The organism is Robertmurraya siralis (genome assembly GCF_005502275.1).
Classification (GTDB): Bacteria; Bacillota; Bacilli; order Bacillales; family Cytobacillaceae; genus Robertmurraya; species Robertmurraya siralis.
In genome coordinates this window covers 112,390-132,861 of the sequence record NZ_SWLZ01000010.1, presented here as the reverse complement: position 1 = coordinate 132,861, position 20,472 = coordinate 112,390, and the positions used below count along the sequence as shown (strand labels likewise).

Sequence of the window (20,472 nt, the reverse complement as noted above, 5' to 3'; positions counted from 1 at the left end):
CCAACAGGAAGTGTATGTGTATTTTGGAATGTTGACAAGTGGTTTTTTTAATTTATGCAGTACCTTCCAGGCACTGCATAAATTAAATGCCATAACCTACATTTTTATGATGCCATAGACACTCAAGTGGCCCTAAGCGTGGAAACTTTATGCATTATTTGAAGGAAAAGTTATGGTTTACGTCACATTGTATTTGTGACTTGAACCATAATTTTGCCGTTTTGGCAACGATATGCTTCAATATACTCTAGGTAAAATTATGCTTCAATAAAGATAAAGTTTTCGGAATAACTGTAGTGTTGCTTAAAGCATAGGTGACAAACTTAAGCTTTAAAAAAATAACAAGATTATTTACTTTCTTTATATTATAGATATAAGTATTACCTTTTCTGTAATTGCAATGTATATTTTTAATGAATATCACTATCATAAAATGAGTATTGCAAATTAATCATCTCTCCTTAAATGATATTTTGAAGGGAGATGATTTTTAATTTGGAAAATTATAATAATGTTATTTTCAGATTGTGAAGAAATGTACTTACGCTAACGGGCAGAAAAGTTAAATAAGGCGAACATTAAAACAGTTGCTCCTGATTTTAATAGTGGATTAGTAAAAAAATAAATATTTTAATTATCATCTTGATACATAGTTAAAATTTCTTCCGCTTGTTTACGTAATCCCACGATTAATTCCTTTGGTTCTAAAATTCGTGCGTGACTTCCCAGTCTTAAAAATAGTGATGTTATAAAATTAAGTTCACCTCTATCTATGATTGTATCTATATATCCAGTTCCATCTTCTTGCGTGACTACAAAGCCCTCAAAATAAGGAACACTTTTACATTGACGGATACCTTCCATAGTTAAATGCACATGCAGTCGAATTGGGTTTTTTATTTCAATAAAGTTGAACCATTCTTTTAAATTCATGAAATCATCTTCGTTTTCTTCAGTTGATAAAATGGAAAGAATACGATCTACACGATACAGTAATATTTTTTTCTTATGATAATCGTAAGCAGGCAAATACCATAATCCATCATGGGCATATACACCGATAGGACGGATGTGTTTATTCCTTATACCTGATTTAGATTCATATTGAATGTGTAAATTTCTATTCTCAATAGAATACTTTAAAACATCGTTTAAAAGGGGGGTATCAATTGTTCTTTTGGGGTTCCAAAAAGCAATATAAGACCGAATTTTATCTATTTTTATTTTAGCTTCACTCTGGAGTGAACTATATAATTTATGTTCGACCGAGGAAATTTCAGTATCAAATGGCAAGTTTCGATAGTAATTTAGAGATTGAAAAGCATAGAAAATAGAAACAGCTTCTTCTTCTGTAAATAAAATTGGAGGAAGAAATCTACTCGTTAATACTGTATACCCACCATTACGTCCTTGTTCTGAGTAAATGGGCAATCCCATATCAGATAGATCTAATATGTATCTGTGTACAGTACGAATGGATATATGAAATTCATCAGCTATTTCTTGTGCAGTAAACTTTTTCTTAGTCGTAACAAACAAAAGAATATCTAACAGACGCTTGGCTTTTGACATTTTTTTCACCTTTTTCATTTAATCATGTCATTACTTGTCATGTTTTACGTATAGTATAGTTTATACCTTATGATTTTAGCAATTAGGGGAAATTCTATAAGATAAAAGGAGATAAAAATATGACAATTAACGAGAGAGCAAGAAGAGTGATTTTAGATTTAGCAGTTACTTTAGATGGATTTATTGAAGGGCCGAATGGAGAAGTTGACTGGTGCATTATGGACCCTGATATGGATTTCAATAAATTTTTGAATCAAATTGATACTATACTATATGGTAGAAAAAGCTACGATATATGGGGGCAATATATTCCAAGAAATGAAGACTCGGATACCGATAAAGAAATGTGGAGATTGGTTCATAGCAAAGAGAAGTATGTGTTTTCCAGAACACAAAAGGAAACTGATAATCGAGCGATATTAATAAATGATAACATTGTGGAAGCAGTTAATAAATTAAAGAAAAATCCTGGTAGGGACATCTGGCTATATGGTGGATCAAGTCTTATTACAACTTTTATCAATTTGGGACTTGTTGATGAATTTAGATTATCTGTTCATCCAATTATTTTGGGAGAAGGAAAACCTTTATTTATAGATATAAACAAGAGAATAAATCTACAAATAGTTGAAACCAAAAAGTTTTCTTCTGGCGTTGTTCAATTAACTTATAGATTGAATTAAACAAAGGGTACATTTCAATGAGTTTATTGTCACTTTGTTCTACTAAAGGGTGCTTTCGTATTATAGAGTTAACCAGATTTTACTGGTTGCTCTTTTTTTTATAGGACCTATTATTTCAGTAGCCAGGGTAGAACGTACGGGTGCGTGGGAGTTAGATCTCGTCAACTAAACTGTTCACCCCCTACTTGTAGAATGATGTTTGAGGCTGGTTGGGACAAATGATCTCGTATAACAAGCGAAGCTATGTAACTACAGGAAGGTATAGGGGTTACTGGTGAATAAAACTAGAGGAGAGATATTAATGAATCCAGTCATTGGCTTAGATGTAGCCAAAGGAGAAAGTGAGGTACAGGCTTTTTTGGATAAAGACAAGCCATTCGGGAAAAGTTTTAGTGTAAAGCATACCAAGGAGGATTTAGATTCGCTTATTTCTTTTTTGAGAGAGATAGAGAGAAATACTGGGGTTAGACCAGCAGTTATTCTTGAATCTACAGGACATTACCATACACCAATTATTCAATGTCTTGAAGGAAGTCAGTATCTATACATCTTGGTTAATCCAATTATTTCTTATCAAGCTAAGAAAACAAGCCTTAGAAAGGTAAAGACTGATGCGATTGATGCATATCAACTTTGTGTTCTTTATTACAAGGAAGAATTTGAGCCGTATAAGAAAAGAGGACTGAGACTTCTAAATCTGAGAACATTGTCAAGGCAATATGAAACCGTTACGAACCTTTACATCCAAGCAAAACTTCAGTTCCATACCCTTCTTGATCAGATATTTCCTGAATACAGGGGAGTTTTCGGGGATTTATTTTCGAAAGTTTCTCTCAAAATATTAAAAGAGTTTCCGACATCTGAAGATATACTGATGGCAGGGGAAGAAAAGATAATGTCACGAATTGAGGAAATGCGTATTAAACGGTCCCAAAGTTGGATGACGGAGAAGGCAGCTAAATTAATGGCTTCAGCTAAGCGGAATCCTTTCCAACAAGGTGTTTATGAGAGCCAGTTGTTCAGTTTGGATATGTACATCAATATGCTTCTTCAATACCAGGAACACCTATCCAGCTTGGAGAGACAGATAGATGTCCTGGCAGAAGAAATTGAAGAATGTAAGATAATCCAGTCAATTCCGGGTATAGGAGAAAAAATCGCGGCAACGATTATTTCCGAAATCGGAGAAATTGACCGGTTTAATCACCCTAAGAAACTTGTAGCTTACGCAGGAATAGATCCAAGTGTCCATTCATCAGGTAAGTTCACCGCTACGATAAATCATATTACCAAACGAGGTTCAAGCCGATTACGGCACGCTTTGTATATGGCCGTATTATGCGGTATAAGAAGCTCCAGGAACAAGAAGCTAAAAGAGTATTATGATCGGAAACGAAAAGAAGGAAAGCCTTCAAAAGTAGCGATGATAGCTTGCGTAAACAAGCTTTTACACTGGATTTATGCAATCCTAAAAAGAAATGAGCAATTCCTAGATTTGGCTTAATCAACAAGAAAAAGCAACTAATGAAAAACCTACCAAACGGAATTTGGAGGGTTATTTGGCGTGCCTTCAAAAAGTATAACACGGTAGAAAAAATATTTTAATAAGAAGTTCTTGACTCCTATTAGCTGGTTTAGTTGAAGAAAACCAACATATAAAGTTAAACGCTTAGGTGTTTGAATACCCTAAGCGTTTTCGTGTTCTAAATATACTTTGCCTTTTAGATGATAGTTACAAGTACCTCTTTTTTAGCTACAACATTTCTGTTTTTTACGATACTAACAGTCATTGAGTGGATTCCTTTATATACAGTTCCTTCCCAATGGAAGCTACCTTCGTAATATTGGTATTTGGTTGAATGCCCTAAGTCGTTAATATCTTGATCCTCGTCACCCTTGTTGTTAACCTTCCACACAATTTCATACGGATCAGGAACATTATGAACAGCTTCAAATAATAAACTACATCTTCTCGGACTAAGCCTTTCGTTTTTTCTATTAGTTCTATAAGTAAGTTTGGTAGATTTGGTTTGGTTATAATCGGATTTTAGCTTTAACACATTCATTAAACATTAATCAATAACTAAAACAGCTTTTCCAGAAAAAGTTCTGTTTAATAACCCTTGGCTAACTTCAGCAATATTTTTCCATGAAGTGTTAACTTCAATATTTGTATTTAGCTTTCCATCGATTACTAATTGCGCAAGATATTGCAAATCAACTGGGACATTGTGCTTGTGAATTTCTGTACCAAGATAAAAGCGGTACAACATTTGACCACCAGTATGAAGCATATTTCTGAAATTTATTGTTACTACTTCTGAATCAGAATATCCGATTGATATAATACTTCCTTCTGGTTTTAGTTTTAATAAAAGATTACTTAAATTTTCTCCACCAACCGAATCAATCACTAGATCGAAAGGTTCTAGCTTATCCCATTCCTTAGAATCCATATTTGCCATCATTACATGATTTGCTCCAGCTTGTCTTACTTGCCTAATTTTTGATTCATTACGTACAACCCCGATTGTGTACGCTCCACCCAAAGCAGCTAATTGGTGAGTTATTAAGCCTACTCCTCCGGTTGATCCGGTAATTAATACTCGCTTTCCTAATAAATTACCACCTCTTCGTAATGCATATAGTGCTGTTAGTCCAGCAACAGGTAAAGTAGCTGCTTCAGAATAATTTAATGAATCTGGTATCACTGATAAGAAACTGCTTGGGACTGCAATTCGTTCAGCCCAAGAGCCTGCCGGTAATAGGCCTACTACCCGACTTCCTTTTGAAGGTCCTTCTCCAGTTTTCGCTGGTTCTATGACAATTCCGGAAAAGTCCCATCCAGGGAAATAACCATTTGGTTTCTCTAACGCTCCCGTTATATCTCCTCGATTTAATGAGAAGGCTTTTACCTCAATGACTGCCTCCCATGGTTGGACAGCTAGTACTTGTTTGTTATTCTTAATTTTTAAGAACTCTTCTGTTGTATGATCTGTTACAACTGCACGCACCAATGTTTATACCTCCTCGTTTTTTTCTAATTACTTTTGTGTTCCATTTGTATAAAGAGTATACTGAAAAATAATCTTTCACCAAGAGTAAAACTACACTTGAAAGATTTCTAGATAAGAGGTGAAATGAATGAAATCAATTTCTCAAAGCAATATCCTTCATGATGTTCTTAATGAAATTGAATCTTTACGTAAAAAACGTCAAAGTGAATATGCTAATACCCAACATCCAGAAATGAAGCGTTTTTCTCAGCAAGAGCTAACGGATGAGGTTTTTCCTACTTATAAAAATTTGCTTATTGGCCGTTCCTCACGCATTCCTAATCGTGAAACTCTATTGCGCATTGCGGAGTATCTGGAGTGTAATTATGAAGAACGTAATCGACTACTATTGTCCGGAAAATATCTCCCTATTTTTGAAGAAAATGTTTCTGAAAAGGAATATCAAGCACGAATAGACCGAGCAAAATCAATTGTAAAAACCTTTCCTTTTCCATCCATTGTTATATCGCAGCAGTTGAAAGTATATGAAATGAACTCGTCATACCACTTTCAATTTGATATTCCTGAAAAAATATTAGAACAAAAAGATATAAGTCTAGTCGATTTGCATTTTAGCTCTGAATTCAATATTAGAGAGCGCTCTACCTTTAATAAAGAAGCTTTAAAGGGTTGGGAGAATCATGCTATTGAGGGAATACTGAAACTGAAGCAACGTTCCTTGATTTATCAGGAGGGAGATTTACTGGAAATGGTGAGGGAAAAATATGAGGGACTTTACGATGTTGGTTACTACTATAAACAAGCAGAAAATTGTATAGATAATAAAAATTGGAATGAACCAGAAACACGAATAGGCCTGTTTAAGACAGATTTATCTGGAACATTGGTTCCGGTACGCTATCAAGAGATCCGGACCTCATTTGGTAACAACATGTACCCAGAAATTATTTCGTATGTACCTATCAACTGAACATAACAGAATAAACGATAAAATTTCTGTAATATCATTTACATAAAAAGATAATGAAGTGACAATGGTCTGAATAGTTCCATTAAACTAAAGTGACCCTAAGGGTGGAAACTTTATGCTTTATTTTTTTAGAAAATTCTATTGTTGCTCCTATTGCCATATCTCATGGCATACAAATAGGGAATTAATCATTTTTTGGTTCTTTTAGTGGATATTTTAACAACTGGAATAAAACTGAACAACGTTATTTCGATTAGAAATAAGTGCTTTGCTTCAATAATGGCAAGGCATTTTTCTTTCTCGAACAACAAAGTTGAGAAGCTAATAACATAATTAGCAGTATTTCCTTTATGAAACTTTGCACAACTTTTAATCGTATATGATGATAAAATAGAAACGGAAGGAGTGTTTATATGTCAGATCCATTTTATATGGGTGATACGATGTTTCAAATCGTCCCTATTTTTATAGCAGTTATTTTTGTAATCGTTATCGGTGGAATTTTGTTTTCCGTTTTCAAAGGGATAGGACAGTGGCAAAAAAATGAACAGTCTCCAAAGCTAAACGTACAGGCTCTAGTTAAATCAAAAAGAGCGGATGTTTCCGGTAGCTCAAATATGCATCTTCATCAAGACCACCATATTCATTCATCAAACACACATACGACATATTTCGTTACTTTTGAGTTCGAAAGTGGTGATCGTTCAGAGTTCCGTGTTTCTGGTAAAGCGTATGGTTTACTTTCTGAAGGTGATATTGGAATATTAAACTTTCAAGGCACTCGATATTTAGGCTTCGAGAGGGAAAAATGAAGATTTTAATGTAACGAAATCTCGTAAAAAATTCTCTCTTTAGCTATCATGTTTATTTATAAAATATTAGACCAGCGTTAGGGAACGCTGGTGCTTTAATGTAACTGGAAATTTTACAAAACGAATTTTAAACTTTGGTAATTTGTCTACTGTTTAATAAACAGTTCTTTGTTATTCCAGTTTCAAAGGTTTATATAAATATGTGATTTAAAAACATCTCGTCATCATTTTAGTGGGAGATGTTTTTTTATTTTACGTTGTTTTCATAATGATTGTTTCTAGAATCGAAATGGGATTTCCTCAAATAATATTTGCTTCAATCATTTCTATTTCAAGTTATTACTTAATGATAGTTGGTCAAAATCTGATGTTCATTGTAGATTCTCTATACATTTTTCATCATCAATGGATTGTAACCTTTAGTCCACCGGTAAAGGAGGAAATATAGTGTCAGTAGATGCAATTGTAAGACGCTAAAGTTAAGATAAATAAGAGGTGAAATGTTATGTTTAATTTATTGATTGTACTTGGAATGATTGTTTGTATATGGCAATTTTCCTTGGCGAAAAAAAGGAAAGCAAGGACTTCTTTATTTATCGTAATTTTAACCGGTATGATAGTGGTGTTCATGATTTTAGGCATGCTGGCTGTTCTGAAATCATTTGTCATTGTAATTGCCATTATTTTATCAATATTATTTATGTGGGCATTTACAAAGAGGTAAGGGATGCTAGAATTAAAAAAGTTGGGGCCGGCTTTAATATTCTTTGATTTTTCAAAAATAGGAATCTACCGTATTGACAAATTTAAATAACATAGTTAGAATCAGTAACAATTAATATCTGCATAACGAAGATTTGTTTAAAACATTTCGGAGTATAAGAACAAAGGCTATGATAAGAAAGAGTAGCAATCATGTAAACAGACAGAAAGTGACCGGTTGATGAGAGGTGCATGTTGAACGATTGTGAATACATCTTGGAGCTGTATCCCGAACAGGAAATCCTTAGTAGGCTATACCGGTTTAGCACCCGTAATCATGTGCTAAGGTATCGTCGTCTAACGACTGTACTTATTAAGATAAGCAATGTGAGTTGCTTATGAATTAAAGGTGGTAACACGAGATGAATCGTCCTTTTGGTCAATCCAAGAGGGCGTTTTTTTATTATCCTTTGTTTCTTATAGAACTTGCAATATTAGAAATAATATTACAAGGAGATGTTAGTATGTTTGTAAAACCTGAAGAACAATTAAAAATGATTATGAAGGGTGTTCAAGAAGTAGTAAACGAAGGAGAATTATTGGCTAAATTAGAGAAGTCATACGCGTTAAAGACTCCGCTTACGATTAAGCTGGGGCTTGACCCTTCTGCACCTGATATACACTTAGGTCATGCCGTTGTTTTAAGAAAAATAAAGCAGATGCAAGATCTAGGTCATAAAGCAATTATTGTTATTGGTGATTTTACGGGCCGTATTGGAGATCCAACAGGAAAGGCAAAAGGCCGGGTAGCTTTAAGTGATGAACAGGTTAAAGCAAATGCCAAAACATACTTTGAACAAATCTTTAAGGTTTTAGATTCAGAAAAGACAACGGTCCGCTTTAACAGTGAGTGGCTTTCAAAATTGACATTCGAGGAAGTCATCAAATTAGCAGCAACAACATCAGTGGCAAGAATATTAGAACGTGATGATTTCCAAAACAGATATAAAAATCAAGTGCCAATCGGAATACACGAATTTTTCTACCCACTAATGCAAGCATATGATTCGGTAGAGATACAAGCGGATATTGAATTAGGTGGTACAGATCAAACATTTAACATTCTAATGGGCCGTACACTTCAAAAACATTGGGGATTAGAAAAGCAAATTGCCATTTTCATGCCCTTACTTGAAGGTCTTGATGGTATAGAAAAGATGAGCAAAAGTCTTGGAAATTATATCGGAGTAAATGAACCAGCAGAAGTAATGTTTAAAAAGGTAATGGAAGTACCAGATAGCCTAATCATTAAATACTTTGAGTTGGCAACGGATGAACATCCAGATGAAATAGAAAACATTAAACAACTTCTTGAAAAAGGAATTAATCCAAGAGACATTAAATTTAAACTAGCTAAAATCATCACAAATTTATACTGGGGAGAAGAGGGAACAAAAAGAGCGTTAACTTATTTTGAAACGGCTTTTAGCAAAAAGGAAGTACCAGCTGATATTCCCAAACTATTAATTGAAATTGGTGCGGAAACAGTTGAAGCTGTCATTCCACAGCTCATTGAAAAAGGATTCGTAAAAAGTAAAAGCGAATTTATACGTTTAGTTAAACAAAAGGGCGTAAAGCTCAATTATGAAAAAATAAATGAAGACGATTTAGACATTGTATTAATGAACGAAGACGTATTGCAAATTGGTAAAAAGCGATTTATTCGTTTCATTAAATAAGATAAAATTCTTTTAAGAGCAAAAATGGAATAACACAACTTCTTATTTGTATGAACAATACAATCGGCTGCATTTGTGAGAAAAGACTGACTGAATTGCTCTAACCTTTTTACAAAAGGGTAAAACGCAAAATTCAACTTTTTTTAAATAAGCGATTACGTTCGCAGTTAAAGTAAATTTTCACCCAAATAGTAGTTCACACACCACTCAAATAATTAGCCGGAACGGTTACGCCGGAATTTTACTGATTATAGTAAGGTGCTCACTTTTTAAGTGAGCGCCTTATTGTGTACAGGGCATGCTACTTCTCAAGCTGCCTGAACCATTAACGTCCGAGGTGACGCCGAATTTTAAAAGGGTACGTGGACTAACGAGGAGTAAGGAGCGAATTTATATTCTCCCATTTGTAAATTGCTAGATTCAATTCGTCTCCTTGAATCGTAATCTTCGTTGTTTCGCAATATTGAGCACCTAGTTTTTCATAAAACAATCGGGATTTATTGTCTTCCAATACCTCTACAAATATTTTTTTGTAGCCAAGTTTTTTGAAGTGCTCAGATAATTTGCCAACAAGCTTTTTTCCAATCCCTTTTCCTTGGTATTCTTCGAGAATGTAGATGGCGGTCAAATCCCCTGAATGCTCAATAAGATTGGATTCTCTTTTTCCTCCGTCAGCAAATCCTACTATTTGGCCATCATCATTTTCTGCTACAACTACATAATTATCCAGTCGTTGTATATTTTCGATCCAGGATTCAGTTCTTTTTTTATAAGACAGTTGTTCAAGAAAGACATCGGAGACGATTCCTTTGTAAGTGGTTCTCCAGCTATCAACATGCACTTTCGCTATGCCTTCAGCATCGGACAATGTTGCTTCCCGAATGATCATCATAAAAACCCCTCTCTTTTTAGGATAAAAAAACACAAAAGGCCTGTCGCCTCTAAAGAGACGATAGGCCTTACCTAACGTGGTACCACTCTTTTTCGTTTGCCAAAACAAAAGTAAACCTTCTCATCAATTTATAACGGATTTGCTCCGTTTAGACCTACATGTCAGTCTAACCACTCCTAGGCGAGTTGGGGAAGCTCATTGACTGCCTTTCAGCAACCGGCAGTTTTCTGGACAATTCACCTTCCTTACTACTCCTAATCATTGTGTTGTGATATGAAAATCTTTTATTTACAGTAACAAAATTACAATTATTTTGTCAATTAAGTAGCATTAAATGAAAAAGGGGATCTTCATGATTCGCCTTTCAATAAGCGTTTCAAATGTTGAAGCCAATTATCGGAAAGTGATGGATTAGTGATTAATTGCTGAAGTGCCTCTTCATCTACGATTTGCCGAAAATAGATTTGATGTGCCTTATATACGGTTACCTCATCTTCATTTCTGGAAATGATGCTGATGCTGTCGTCGGAACGAACTTTTCCTTCTTTAAGAACTTTACCAAAATACCCTGTGTAACCAGTTTCTATCATTTTTTTGAATTGCTTCTCCATACCGGTTCTTCTGTCAATGGTTTTACACGGCACACGACCTTCTGTAATTTGGACAGTCGCTTCACCGATTTGAAGGATATCACCAATACAGATGGTACGTTCATCTAATCCGGAAATCGTAATGTTTTCTCCAAATGCGGCTGAGTCTAGAGTTTTCCCATAATCAGCTTCCCAAAAGGAATAGTGCTCAGCAGGATAAAAGCAAACGGCACGATCAAGGCCACCATGGTTAACTAAATCTGCCACACCATCACCGATAAATCCTTCCTTCATTAAATAAGCTTCTTTTACCATTTCCTTTTGAATGGCCGTGTTCAATACCTTCTCCTCTGAACCGTAACGCATCTCTTTTGGTTTTCCAATGGCAAGGTTAATAAGTTGGATAGTTTGTGTTTGCATGCATTTGTGTCACCTTTCTTAATAATGTTATCGTTTTGTTGGAGACGATAAGCCTTATGTTGAACTAACTGGCGTTTGTACAAAGGTGAGAATGAACCTTTGCTATCGTTTTGTTAACCATGATCTTCTAGTATTGAAGAGTAAAATTAAAAACTGCTGGAATGAAAAAGCTGTTGATCAGATTAGTTCAGCTCCTTAATTGTTGCACCATATTATTACGAGCTCTTTGATGGGGAGCTATCGATTTCCCCATTCACATATCGCACTTAATACAGGGATATATGATCTCCTATCATTCTACTTTAAGAGGTCTTATTAAATATCAATCTTTTTACAAGGCAATTTTTTTCTAATGGTTTTAACTGATCGGTTAAAACCTTTTGGGTAATTGATTAAAATATCGTACTCTATAGTTTTGACAGGATCCTTGACTAAGAAAATAGAATGATCCCTTTCCATTTTCACCTGCAACCTGCATGAAAATTTATTTCCTGTATTTATAGTTTACCAAAGGCTGTCCCTCCAAAATAGGCATAAAAATGTGGATTTCCCACAATTTTATGCATTATTTCTTAAATATTACCGCTTATTATAATAGAAAATGGTTTTGTTAAATAGAAGTGTTGTTAAAATGATTACAAAATTCAAAAATTATTTGATTTAGAATTTACAATATATTGAAATCTGTTATAATGACATTCGAAAGGTTAAATTTGGATTTTGAGTAAAAAAAAGGAGGTATTATTAGTGAAGAAAAAATTGTTTAGTAGTTTAGCAGCTGTACTTGGTCTATGTTTAGTGTTTAGTGTTAGTGTATTTGCCAACCAAGATGAAAGTGATTCAAATAATAGTACAGAGAATGTCGTAGCTGCTGCTGTTCCTACATGTATTTTTACTGTACCTAATGGTCCACTTACCGCTGGGCAAAGATATGATTTTAAAGTTGGAACAACATCGACCAATGGGCCGCATGTATTTTATTTTACTCCAGGTGATGGGACTTCAAGACAACGCTATGATGGTAGGGGGGGTGAACAGAATAGAATTTTCTACCATAGCTATCCAGGCTATCAGTATCAAAAATCTTATACTGCAAGTGCTCAAACCCAAGATCAGTTAAATATCTCACGTGTAGTTAGTAAGAGTATCATCGTAAAAGCATGGTAAAAATGGAGAACTACCAATATTTTTTACTCTGATTTTTATTGAATCAGAGTATTATTTTATATTGAGGGGAATGCCATGAAAATCACTCTTTCTAAAAAAAGGAAAATAATGCAATTGATTTTTCTATTATTTATCATTTTTATTCTATTATCTTGCTCGATGTTCTCATTAAATTCTGCAAATAAGACTATACAACAGGATATTTATGATTTCTCAAGAGGCGATTACGATATTTTGCTACGCCCAAGGAATAGTCAAACTCCAATCGAGAAAAAATTAGGGCTAGTGGAAGAAAATTATTTAGGTGTTGGCGATGGTGGGATTTCTATTGAACAATGGGAGAGTGTAAAGAATCGAGAAGACGTTGAAGTGGCAGCACCAGTTGCGGCAATTGGACTTTATACCGCCAGTGCCATTAACTATTCTTTACCTGAAAGAGGCGACTCGGTCCGATATACAGTAAAATATTCGACGACAGATGGAGTCAATACTTATGATTTAGGAGAGACATATACGGCCTACTCATTTCTAGATCCTAATAGGTTTTCTGATTACTCTACTATAACCGATGATTCACTAGTCAATGTATTTTGGGGAGAGTATCCGTCATTTCTTTTTCCACTAACTTATCATCAAGTAGTAGCAATAGATGTAGAAGAAGAGAAAAAATTGACCGGCGAGGATTATTCAAAGCTAGAAGTGAGTTCTTCAGGGTTAAACCCTGATTTTGATGAAATTCCAATCCTCGGATTAAAAGATGCCAATGTTCCATTAAAAGCTTCGATAAAGATTGAAAACATTGACCTAAGTGAGGATGATATACGGGAGCTCAAGCATAAATATAAAATTGATTCAGATAATGGTGTTGGCTTTGAGGCATTGTCATATCGGGATAAAGAATTACATACCCAATTAATGAAAGAAATGGCTGAAAAAACATCAATCTCGACAGAAATATATGAACTGGATTTTTCGAAAGCAATATCTCCATTCTATGATAATTATTTGTATGCGGATAAGGATTACCATTTGTTGAATTATGAGGAGCATCCAACAGGGGAAGAAATGTGGGGTACCATTGACTCTGGTAGTCAAAAGACCTATTATAGCGTTGGTCCTGTTAATTATCAATTTTCAGGTAATGAAATATTCGTTAAACAAATTGGAAAAGATGAGAAATCAGATATCCCTCTTTATCGTGATATACAAAAAGAAATCAATTTTGTTACTGAAGGTCCAAATGTGATAGAGGGTGAGGGACTTTACTTTAAACATGTCGGATATTTTGAAGTAGATCAACATGAAGAGGAATTAGCCGCATCCCCACTAGGTATATATGGGATTCATCCTACCTATTTAGCTAAAGACAAGGAAACTCTTTTACAACCTACATCATTGCCAGGGAGTTTTATTACAACTCCGGCACATGGACTCATCTCTATAAATTGGGCAGAACGATTGAAAACAGATACGCCTATTGATGCCATTAGAGTCAGAGTAGCTGATATTTCTGGATACGATAAATCTGCAGCCGATAAAATTAAAAATATGGCTGCGGAATTTGAATCTGAGGGATTCACAGTTGATATTGTTGCAGGTGCATCCAATCAATCATTGACCATTAATGTAGAAGGAATTGGTGAGGTTATTCAACCTTGGACAACCTTGGGCGCAGCAGATACAATTCTAAAAAGCTGGGATATTAGCAAAATTATTCTAGTTACTTTTTTTATGATGGTTAGTCTTGTCTATATCATTTTTAGTTTCTCGAACTTAATAAAGTCTCGTCGAAATGATGAATTACTTCTAATGAGCTTTGGATGGAAGAAAGAGCACATTAAAAGACTGCGCTTTAATGAGTGGTCTCTGATATTAGGCAGCCCCTTTATGTTAGCTTTTATTATGATGTTAGTGGCTAGTTTTATTATGAAAGAAACCTTATTAATTATTAGTTTAGTTATTGTTTTCATTATCGTTTGCTTATCTATGTTTCTAATTGAAAAAGTTCACAAATTAAATGTCAAACAGGAGTACTCTCCTGCGAGAAACGGGACAATTACTTGGAAAAACACTTGGTATTATCGCAGTCATATTACTTTTTCCATGTTTCAAACCTGTATAATGACAATTGTCTCAATATTTTTAACATTAGTAATGGTACTGCAAGAAAAGCAAACTACGCAAACGACGTTAGGTATATATGTCCATGGACAAATGGAGTGGTTTTATAGTGTCTTGCTAATTTTTCTTTATTCGCTAACCATTTTAACCTTGATAGAATCATTGCTTTCCCTATGGCAACAACGCTCAGATGAAATAAACACTTTCCATCATATTGGATGGAATAAAAAACAATTGTACAGTTTTTATTTAAAAGAAGTAGCGTTATGGTCAGGAATATCTGTTTTTATAGGTGTCCTTATAAGTGTAATTAGCTATCAAATATTATTTGGTAGGATCGAAGATTCACTAATATGGGTCGGAGGAATTGCGGTCATGCTTTTCACCATAATTTTATTAGTTTCTTTGTTCGTATTGTCCAATGTCCTCCATAAGTCAATTAATCTTGGATATAAGAAGGTGCGCTAAATGCAATTAAATGTGGTGAATCTAAATAAAACGTATAAAACAGCAAGCGGAGAAATTCAAATATTAAAAGATATTACATTTAATCTGGAAGAAGGTGAGTGGATCACCATTTTAGGTAGATCGGGCTCAGGTAAAACGACATTACTACAATGTTTGGCAGGTCTCCTCCCCCCGGATGAAGGGAGCCAGATACAATTTAGTAATATATCCATAAGTGAAGCAAATGAAGATGAACTGCAAAATTATAGACAAAAATATTTAGGGTTTATCTATCAAGATTTTAAATTATTTCCTCAATTTAATTGCTTATTGAACGTCATGCTACCTTTGCTTCCTTTTGAGAACAAGAATAAAGTGAAAGAAAAGGCTCTTCATCTTCTTGAAAAAGTAAATTTATCTGATCGATTAGAACATTTTCCATCACAACTTTCAGGAGGTGAGAAACAAAGAATAGCAATTGCAAGAGCGCTTATAAACGACCCGAAACTATTAATTTGCGATGAACCGACTGGTAATCTAGATGAACGAAGTCGAGATGAAGTCATTCAACTCATAGTAGATTTGAATAAAGATGGTACAAGTGTCGTTTTAGTAACACATGATCGAGAATTAATGAATTTGGGACAACAAATATTAGAATTGAATTGAGAAAAGAACGTACTATCATGCGATCAAAGCGCTCGTAACCGAGATTGCTACGGTCAAACACATACATGTAGTCCTTGTTCCTCTACCCTGATTTCAAGCTGACCTTGATCGTGTTCTGTTGCTTTTGTTATGCCTGCCTTTTCAGAGGAGGATTCGCTTTTTTATAATGAAAATGTAAATTTATACCTGCTTTTGTTTTACGGAACTTAGCACAGCTATATTTGGTCAAATTAAGTAGTAATGATAAGGACTAATAATTTTTAAAGCATTACAGGTTTTGTGTTTAGTGTTTTGGGATGAACTTGCTCTAGTAAATAAAAAAAAGCCAATGAAATAAATCTGATGGCAGGGTTATAGGTAAAGGTCAACTTGGTGAACAAACATTAACTATTATGAGTGAATTTTGAAAAAATAATGTTGCATATTGAAAAAGGAAGGTTTAACGTCAATGGTTGGAGTTAAGGCTACCTCGCTTCGCTTGGTTGCCTTTCATATGATGATGGATGCTACATCCATCATCATATGAAAAGGATATTTGCTATCCTCCACTATCCGATATGAACTCCTATTCTTTTATACTTATGTGTTAGTAGTATTTTTGCGGAAATCTCAAAGCATCTATAACCAAAAGCATTTCGCTTTATGACTTTTGTCAGGTTATTGATCCTTTCTAAAAATCCATTTAAATAGTTATAGACAAAACTATTTAGGATTTCAGTCTGCCAGTTCCTAAAGGTTTGTATCGCCCTACTTATTTTTGGTAGACCAGTTTCTTCCACTCGTTTGATGTTGCCAGTATAGGCTAAGAAGGTAGAGTGGGCGTCTAGTGACACAAAAGCATATTAAATAAGAAAATAATGGGGAAGATAAAGAAAATGAGTGAATTATTTTTACACAAATGTAAAGTCATATGAGTTGGTGGGGATAAATCATTGAGAACAAAATACAATCATTTACTTTTATTATGTTTCTTTAGTTTGGCTTTTTTTATCTTTTTAGCAATGGTATATGATTCTGATTTCGTAGAAAATATTGATCTACAACTAATAAAGAGTATTCAAGGGTTAGAACATCCAACATTCACTTATATCATGAAGTTTTTAAGCTATATCGGTGATAAAGTTCGAGTAATTGTGATTTCAATTATTATCGTATTGATTTTATATAAGGTATTTCATCAACGAATTGAAATCATTCTCTTTATTATAGTCCTAGTTGGTTCCGCGATTTTAAATGTGCTACTTAAATTTTTTTTTCAAAGAGAACGACCTAACTTTTATAGAATGATTGTTCAAGATGGGTACAGTTTTCCTAGCGGACATGCAATGGCAGCACTATCCTTGTATGGCATTATTACCTTTTTGTTATGGAGACATATTCCTAAGGAAAGCGGCCGAATCATGTTGCTCTGCACTAGTACTTTATTTATCACCCTTATTGGAATAAGTCGTATTTACTTAGGGGTGCACTATCCAAGTGATATTGTCGGTGCCTATTTAATAAGTGGATGCTGGCTTCTTTTCACAATATGGGGATTTATTCAAGTAAAGGGAAAAGATTGAGTGTTTTTTCCAGGCGAACTCCTTAGTTTAGTCAGAAAAAAGAGGATGATCTTGTTTAGCTTTCGATCACCGTGAGTAATGAAACCTTAACTAAAAAATGAATTTCAGGGAGAAGTATTACCGAATGGGAATCGTCTTAACACCGAAGTAGAATCATGGATTCCAGTAAATTAAAACCACTAGTTCAAAATGAACTGGTGGTTTTAATTGTGGAATAAAAGTGAGATTCATTTTTAAATACTCTTCAAGAAGTCAGCGAAAATTCTGTTGTGAAAGATTACATACTTCGTTTCCCACTTTAGATCCATGAAGTTTACCCTCGTTCAATCGGATATATTTTTCAATAATGTTTGCTACTAGACCGGGAGAACATGCTTAAGTTCAATTATAATGCTTCAAAATGAGTTGTAGAATGGCTTTAAGCTATAAATTCAGTTAACGTTGAACATATTTTTGGCAATGTGAATTTGCAGCAGTGGAGTTTGTATTACATTTGGATTGTGGTAGAGTCGTCAACTTGTAAGCCACAAATGTATTTGCAGTTATTTTGCGGGGCTATTGGTCGTGTATTTTGATCGTCGCCAATGAAAGGAATTATCCTTGATAGGATTATTACTGAGATTACCACTGCTTATTATTGACATGGAATGTTTGTCCGGCTTTATTTAATGACAAATGTAACTATCGAGGGAGAATGGACTTTGGAATAATGGAGGTAATAAGTTAAGAAAGGATGAACAATATGATGATTGCTTCTATGCAAGGTGTTGTGAAAAGGTATGGATCACAGCTTGTACTGGATTATATAGATTTAGATATTCAAGAAGGAGAAATTATCGGTTTGCTTGGTCCGAACGGAGCGGGAAAAACAACATTAATTCAGACGTTAACCGGAATTACTGCTTTTGAACGGGGGAAAGTGGAGCTTTTTGGACAAACAGAAAATCCGTTTTCCAATCAAAATAAGGAAAAAATAGGTTTAGTTACGCAGGAAATTACGGTATTTGAAGAATTAACAGCAAAGGAGAACTTGCAATTTTTTGCAGGGGTTTATGGGTTAAAAGGAGAAGAAAAGAAAAAAAGAGTAGCAGAGGCATTGGAATTTGTTGGTTTGGCAGATAAGGGAGGAAAGATGCCAACAAAGTTTTCTGGTGGAATGAAGCGTAGATTAAATATTGCTTGTGCCCTGACACATCGACCAAAACTATTGATTATGGATGAACCGACGGTCGGAATTGATCCCCAGTCAAGAAATTATATTTTAGAAGCGGTAAAAAAATTGAGAGATAGTGGTACGACGATTTTATATACAACCCACTATATGGAGGAAGTTCAATCCATTGCTACTAGAGTGGTGATTATGGACCAAGGTCAAATTATTAAGGAAGGTACAGTAAATGAACTCATTCAAACGGTACAGCACGAAGAAAAAGTGAAAATGGATGTGACTGATCCTGAAAGTGTCCCCATTCATAGCTTAGAGAAGATAGCTGGAGTTAAAAAGGTTATCGTATCTGGAAGCCAAATCACCGTTATTTCAGCTGTTCATTCGGGCAATTTAGACCGGATTATCTCCATTGTGAAGGAGTATGCAGGGGTGCTTGGAATCCAGGCTGATAAACCTAATCTTGAAGACGTCTTTCTAACATTAACTGGAAAGCATTTAAGAGACAAGGGGGGAGAATAATGCGGGTACTTTCAACCGTGAAATTTACGGCATTAAGAATGCTGAGAAGCTACATTGTTTTATTACTCCTGCTTGTCGTTCCCATCATTTTACTTACAGTATTTTCTTTTATCCTTTCAGGAGCTGTCCCAGAATCAGGGGTCCCATATATTAACGAAACTTCAATGACTCAGGTACTTGTTTTTCAGTTGTTTGGCGGTTCAATTGTCATGTCCCTTATCTACAATGATCTATTTACAGAAAATAAAATAAGAATGTATGCTTTACCTTTTAATCAAACAATGTATGCTTTTTCGATTATGATGTGTGGTGCGTTATTTTCCACTCTATTAGGCGCTCTACTAATGGTTTATTCTCAATTTGTTCTAGGTGTAATGTGGCAGAATTGGCTGTGGATGATTTATATTATTTCCTTGATGGCGGTTTTATCGATCATTGTTTGCTTGATTTTCACGTTCTCAGTAAAAAATTTCAAAATTGCTGAACGATTAAGTGAAGTGTATGGGATTGGTTTTGTAGTTTTAGCTGGGTTATTTTTCCCGATGCCTGAAAATGGCTTTTTCGATTTTTTAGGGTCATATGGAAATCCATTGACTTTATCGATGGGTGCAATTCGCGATATGGGAGAATCTAATATCGGTGATGCTTGGTTCCAAGCGAATATTCTCTTAGGAGCAATTATCATCTTATTTGTGGTGATGCTCATTTTAGGGAGGAGGAAAATAGGGTGACCATTTTTAAATTTGCTTTAAAAAGAAGTTTCAGTAACACAACTAATATAATTTTTCTTACCCTTTTCCCGATCGCTTGTATTTTTTTGCCGAATGGAGAAGAGTGGCCTTTTCTTCCTTATGGTTATCAGTATTTTGGCTTGTTAATTTTATTTGTCGGCATACGATTGGCAACCATTATTCTTGAGGATCGCGAAAAAGGCGTGGTTAAACGTTTAGCCGTAGCTCCAATAAGTCATTTTCAGTATTTAAGTCAAAATTTACTGGCTTATTCAATAATTCTAATTCTGCAATGTATTATTGTTGTATATGGTGGTGTCCTTCTTGGAAAAGAGCTTTATCAACCCGGTTGGCTCTTCATTCTATATGGATCTTTTAGTTTTGCTTCATTAGCGATTGCATTAGCATGGATTTCTATTTATCGTAACAAAGATGCCTCCTTTCTGGTTTATATGTCATTAATCTTTATTATTGTTGTTCTTGGTGGATTGCTGATTCCAATTGAGATCTTCCCTGATTTGTTAAAACGAGTAGCGGTCATATTCCCAACCTATTGGCTGGCTGAAGGTTTAAAATGGATTGTTTTTAGTGAAGAGATCCTCGATTTTTTATTGATTAATGGGGTGCTATGGCTTTATACCATTGTATTTGTCATTGTGGGAAGTATAAGAAAAATTAATTAAAGAGGTTG

General features: G+C 34.7%; 20 protein-coding genes and 2 other annotated features. Of the genes, 13 read left to right on the top strand and 7 right to left on the bottom strand.

Annotation, left to right across the window (positions count from 1 at the left end; genetic code table 11):
* Nucleotides 1-630 precede the first annotated feature (630 nt).
* Nucleotides 631-1,572 (bottom strand): helix-turn-helix transcriptional regulator, encoded by a 942-nt coding sequence (locus FCJ93_RS13635; RefSeq protein ID WP_137743938.1) that lies wholly within the window; start codon nt 1,570-1,572, stop codon nt 631-633.
* Nucleotides 1,573-1,691: 119 nt separating this feature from the next.
* Between FCJ93_RS13635 and FCJ93_RS13630 the strand changes: the two genes are divergently transcribed.
* Both FCJ93_RS13630 and FCJ93_RS13625 read left to right on the top strand, forming a co-directional pair.
* Nucleotides 1,692-2,255: a dihydrofolate reductase family protein gene (locus FCJ93_RS13630; RefSeq protein WP_137743937.1), complete on the top strand. Its 564-nt coding sequence runs from the start codon at nt 1,692-1,694 to the stop codon at nt 2,253-2,255.
* Between the two features lie 301 nt (nt 2,256-2,556).
* Nucleotides 2,557-3,759 carry an IS110 family RNA-guided transposase gene (locus FCJ93_RS13625; protein ID WP_137743946.1) on the top strand — a complete coding sequence of 401 codons (1,203 nt, stop codon included), beginning with the start codon at nt 2,557-2,559 and terminating at the stop codon, nt 3,757-3,759.
* Between the two features lie 217 nt (nt 3,760-3,976).
* Here the strand turns inward: FCJ93_RS13625 and FCJ93_RS25900 are convergent, their stop codons facing one another.
* Together FCJ93_RS25900 and FCJ93_RS13620 are read right to left on the bottom strand one after the other, a co-directional pair.
* Nucleotides 3,977-4,321, bottom strand: coding sequence for a nucleotide-binding domain-containing protein (locus FCJ93_RS25900; RefSeq protein WP_170211311.1), 345 nt, complete (start codon nt 4,319-4,321; stop codon nt 3,977-3,979).
* Nucleotides 4,322-4,327: 6 nt separating this feature from the next.
* Nucleotides 4,328-5,269 (bottom strand): zinc-binding dehydrogenase, encoded by a 942-nt coding sequence (locus FCJ93_RS13620; RefSeq protein WP_235879485.1) that lies wholly within the window; start codon nt 5,267-5,269, stop codon nt 4,328-4,330.
* A gap of 130 nt (nt 5,270-5,399) precedes the next feature.
* Here FCJ93_RS13620 and FCJ93_RS13615 point away from each other — a divergent pair, with 130 nt between their 5' ends.
* From FCJ93_RS13615 to tyrS, 4 genes are all read left to right on the top strand, one after another.
* Nucleotides 5,400-6,242 carry a hypothetical protein gene (locus FCJ93_RS13615; protein ID WP_095310865.1) on the top strand — a complete coding sequence of 281 codons (843 nt, stop codon included), beginning with the start codon at nt 5,400-5,402 and terminating at the stop codon, nt 6,240-6,242.
* A 413-nt stretch (nt 6,243-6,655) separates the two neighbouring features.
* Nucleotides 6,656-7,054, top strand: a complete 399-nt coding sequence (locus FCJ93_RS13610) for a DUF2500 domain-containing protein (protein ID WP_137743935.1) — start codon at nt 6,656-6,658, stop codon at nt 7,052-7,054.
* Nucleotides 7,055-7,559: 505 nt separating this feature from the next.
* A complete protein-coding gene (locus FCJ93_RS13605; RefSeq protein WP_095310862.1) occupies nt 7,560-7,778 on the top strand; it encodes a hypothetical protein in 219 nt (72 codons plus the stop codon).
* Nucleotides 7,779-7,938: 160 nt separating this feature from the next.
* Nucleotides 7,939-8,194: a binding site (T-box leader), on the top strand.
* Between the two features lie 86 nt (nt 8,195-8,280).
* The gene (tyrS, locus tag FCJ93_RS13600; protein WP_137743934.1) at nt 8,281-9,495 is read left to right on the top strand and encodes a tyrosine--tRNA ligase; all 1,215 of its coding nucleotides are present in this window, start codon (nt 8,281-8,283) and stop codon (nt 9,493-9,495) included.
* 367 nt (nt 9,496-9,862) lie between these two features.
* Here the strand turns inward: tyrS and FCJ93_RS13595 are convergent, their stop codons facing one another.
* From FCJ93_RS13595 to FCJ93_RS25895, 3 genes are all read right to left on the bottom strand, one after another.
* Nucleotides 9,863-10,387 (bottom strand): GNAT family N-acetyltransferase, encoded by a 525-nt coding sequence (locus FCJ93_RS13595; RefSeq protein ID WP_328592006.1) that lies wholly within the window; start codon nt 10,385-10,387, stop codon nt 9,863-9,865.
* A gap of 50 nt (nt 10,388-10,437) precedes the next feature.
* Nucleotides 10,438-10,658 (bottom strand) — a binding site (T-box leader).
* 79 nt (nt 10,659-10,737) lie between these two features.
* The gene (locus tag FCJ93_RS13590) at nt 10,738-11,397 is read right to left on the bottom strand and encodes an MOSC domain-containing protein (protein ID WP_137743933.1); all 660 of its coding nucleotides are present in this window, start codon (nt 11,395-11,397) and stop codon (nt 10,738-10,740) included.
* Nucleotides 11,398-11,699: 302 nt separating this feature from the next.
* Nucleotides 11,700-11,786, bottom strand: coding sequence for a hypothetical protein (locus tag FCJ93_RS25895; protein ID WP_408014800.1), 87 nt, complete (start codon nt 11,784-11,786; stop codon nt 11,700-11,702).
* Between the two features lie 358 nt (nt 11,787-12,144).
* Here FCJ93_RS25895 and FCJ93_RS13585 point away from each other — a divergent pair, with 358 nt between their 5' ends.
* From FCJ93_RS13585 to FCJ93_RS13575, 3 genes are all read left to right on the top strand, one after another.
* Nucleotides 12,145-12,564: a hypothetical protein gene (locus tag FCJ93_RS13585; protein ID WP_137743932.1), complete on the top strand. Its 420-nt coding sequence runs from the start codon at nt 12,145-12,147 to the stop codon at nt 12,562-12,564.
* 75 nt (nt 12,565-12,639) lie between these two features.
* Entirely contained in the window at nt 12,640-15,153 is a 2,514-nt protein-coding gene (locus tag FCJ93_RS13580; RefSeq protein ID WP_137743931.1) for an ABC transporter permease, read from the top strand.
* Complete coding sequence (locus FCJ93_RS13575) at nt 15,154-15,801, top strand: ABC transporter ATP-binding protein (RefSeq protein WP_137743930.1); 648 nt, start codon at nt 15,154-15,156, stop codon at nt 15,799-15,801. It begins immediately after the preceding gene.
* A 548-nt stretch (nt 15,802-16,349) separates the two neighbouring features.
* Here the strand turns inward: FCJ93_RS13575 and FCJ93_RS13570 are convergent.
* Nucleotides 16,350-16,634, bottom strand: coding sequence for a transposase (locus FCJ93_RS13570; RefSeq protein ID WP_268951591.1), 285 nt, complete (start codon nt 16,632-16,634; stop codon nt 16,350-16,352).
* 99 nt (nt 16,635-16,733) lie between these two features.
* Between FCJ93_RS13570 and FCJ93_RS13565 the strand changes: the two genes are divergently transcribed.
* From FCJ93_RS13565 to FCJ93_RS13550, 4 genes are all read left to right on the top strand, one after another.
* On the top strand, nt 16,734-17,363 hold the full coding sequence (locus FCJ93_RS13565; RefSeq protein WP_137743929.1) for a phosphatase PAP2 family protein: 630 nt from the start codon (nt 16,734-16,736) through the stop codon (nt 17,361-17,363).
* Nucleotides 17,364-18,105: 742 nt separating this feature from the next.
* A complete protein-coding gene (locus FCJ93_RS13560; protein ID WP_137743928.1) occupies nt 18,106-19,050 on the top strand; it encodes an ABC transporter ATP-binding protein in 945 nt (314 codons plus the stop codon).
* Entirely contained in the window at nt 19,050-19,781 is a 732-nt protein-coding gene (locus FCJ93_RS13555; RefSeq protein WP_137743927.1) for a multidrug ABC transporter permease, read from the top strand. Before FCJ93_RS13560 ends, FCJ93_RS13555 begins: the two co-directional genes overlap by 1 nt.
* A complete protein-coding gene (locus FCJ93_RS13550; RefSeq protein WP_137743926.1) occupies nt 19,778-20,464 on the top strand; it encodes an ABC transporter permease in 687 nt (228 codons plus the stop codon). The genes FCJ93_RS13555 and FCJ93_RS13550 overlap by 4 nt, the downstream gene beginning before the upstream one ends.
* The last annotated feature ends 8 nt before the right edge of the window (nt 20,465-20,472 follow it).

Excerpts from the sequence above, each read along its gene's own strand:
- FCJ93_RS13590 (WP_137743933.1), bottom strand. The coding sequence starts at position 11,397 with ATGCAAACACAAACTATCCAACTTATTAACCTTGCCATTGGAAAACCA.
- FCJ93_RS13555 (WP_137743927.1), top strand. The coding sequence starts at position 19,050 with ATGCGGGTACTTTCAACCGTGAAATTTACGGCATTAAGAATGCTGAGA.
- FCJ93_RS13605 (WP_095310862.1), top strand. The coding sequence starts at position 7,560 with ATGTTTAATTTATTGATTGTACTTGGAATGATTGTTTGTATATGGCAA.
- FCJ93_RS13635 (WP_137743938.1), bottom strand. The coding sequence starts at position 1,572 with ATGTCAAAAGCCAAGCGTCTGTTAGATATTCTTTTGTTTGTTACGACT.
- FCJ93_RS13595 (WP_328592006.1), bottom strand. The coding sequence starts at position 10,387 with ATGATGATCATTCGGGAAGCAACATTGTCCGATGCTGAAGGCATAGCG.
- FCJ93_RS13560 (WP_137743928.1), top strand. The coding sequence starts at position 18,106 with ATGATGATTGCTTCTATGCAAGGTGTTGTGAAAAGGTATGGATCACAG.
- FCJ93_RS13630 (WP_137743937.1), top strand. The coding sequence starts at position 1,692 with ATGACAATTAACGAGAGAGCAAGAAGAGTGATTTTAGATTTAGCAGTT.
- tyrS (WP_137743934.1), top strand. The coding sequence starts at position 8,281 with ATGTTTGTAAAACCTGAAGAACAATTAAAAATGATTATGAAGGGTGTT.
- FCJ93_RS13580 (WP_137743931.1), top strand. The coding sequence starts at position 12,640 with ATGAAAATCACTCTTTCTAAAAAAAGGAAAATAATGCAATTGATTTTT.
- FCJ93_RS25900 (WP_170211311.1), bottom strand. The coding sequence starts at position 4,321 with ATGAATGTGTTAAAGCTAAAATCCGATTATAACCAAACCAAATCTACC.
- FCJ93_RS13615 (WP_095310865.1), top strand. The coding sequence starts at position 5,400 with ATGAAATCAATTTCTCAAAGCAATATCCTTCATGATGTTCTTAATGAA.
- FCJ93_RS13625 (WP_137743946.1), top strand. The coding sequence starts at position 2,557 with ATGAATCCAGTCATTGGCTTAGATGTAGCCAAAGGAGAAAGTGAGGTA.
- FCJ93_RS13610 (WP_137743935.1), top strand. The coding sequence starts at position 6,656 with ATGTCAGATCCATTTTATATGGGTGATACGATGTTTCAAATCGTCCCT.
- FCJ93_RS13575 (WP_137743930.1), top strand. The coding sequence starts at position 15,154 with ATGCAATTAAATGTGGTGAATCTAAATAAAACGTATAAAACAGCAAGC.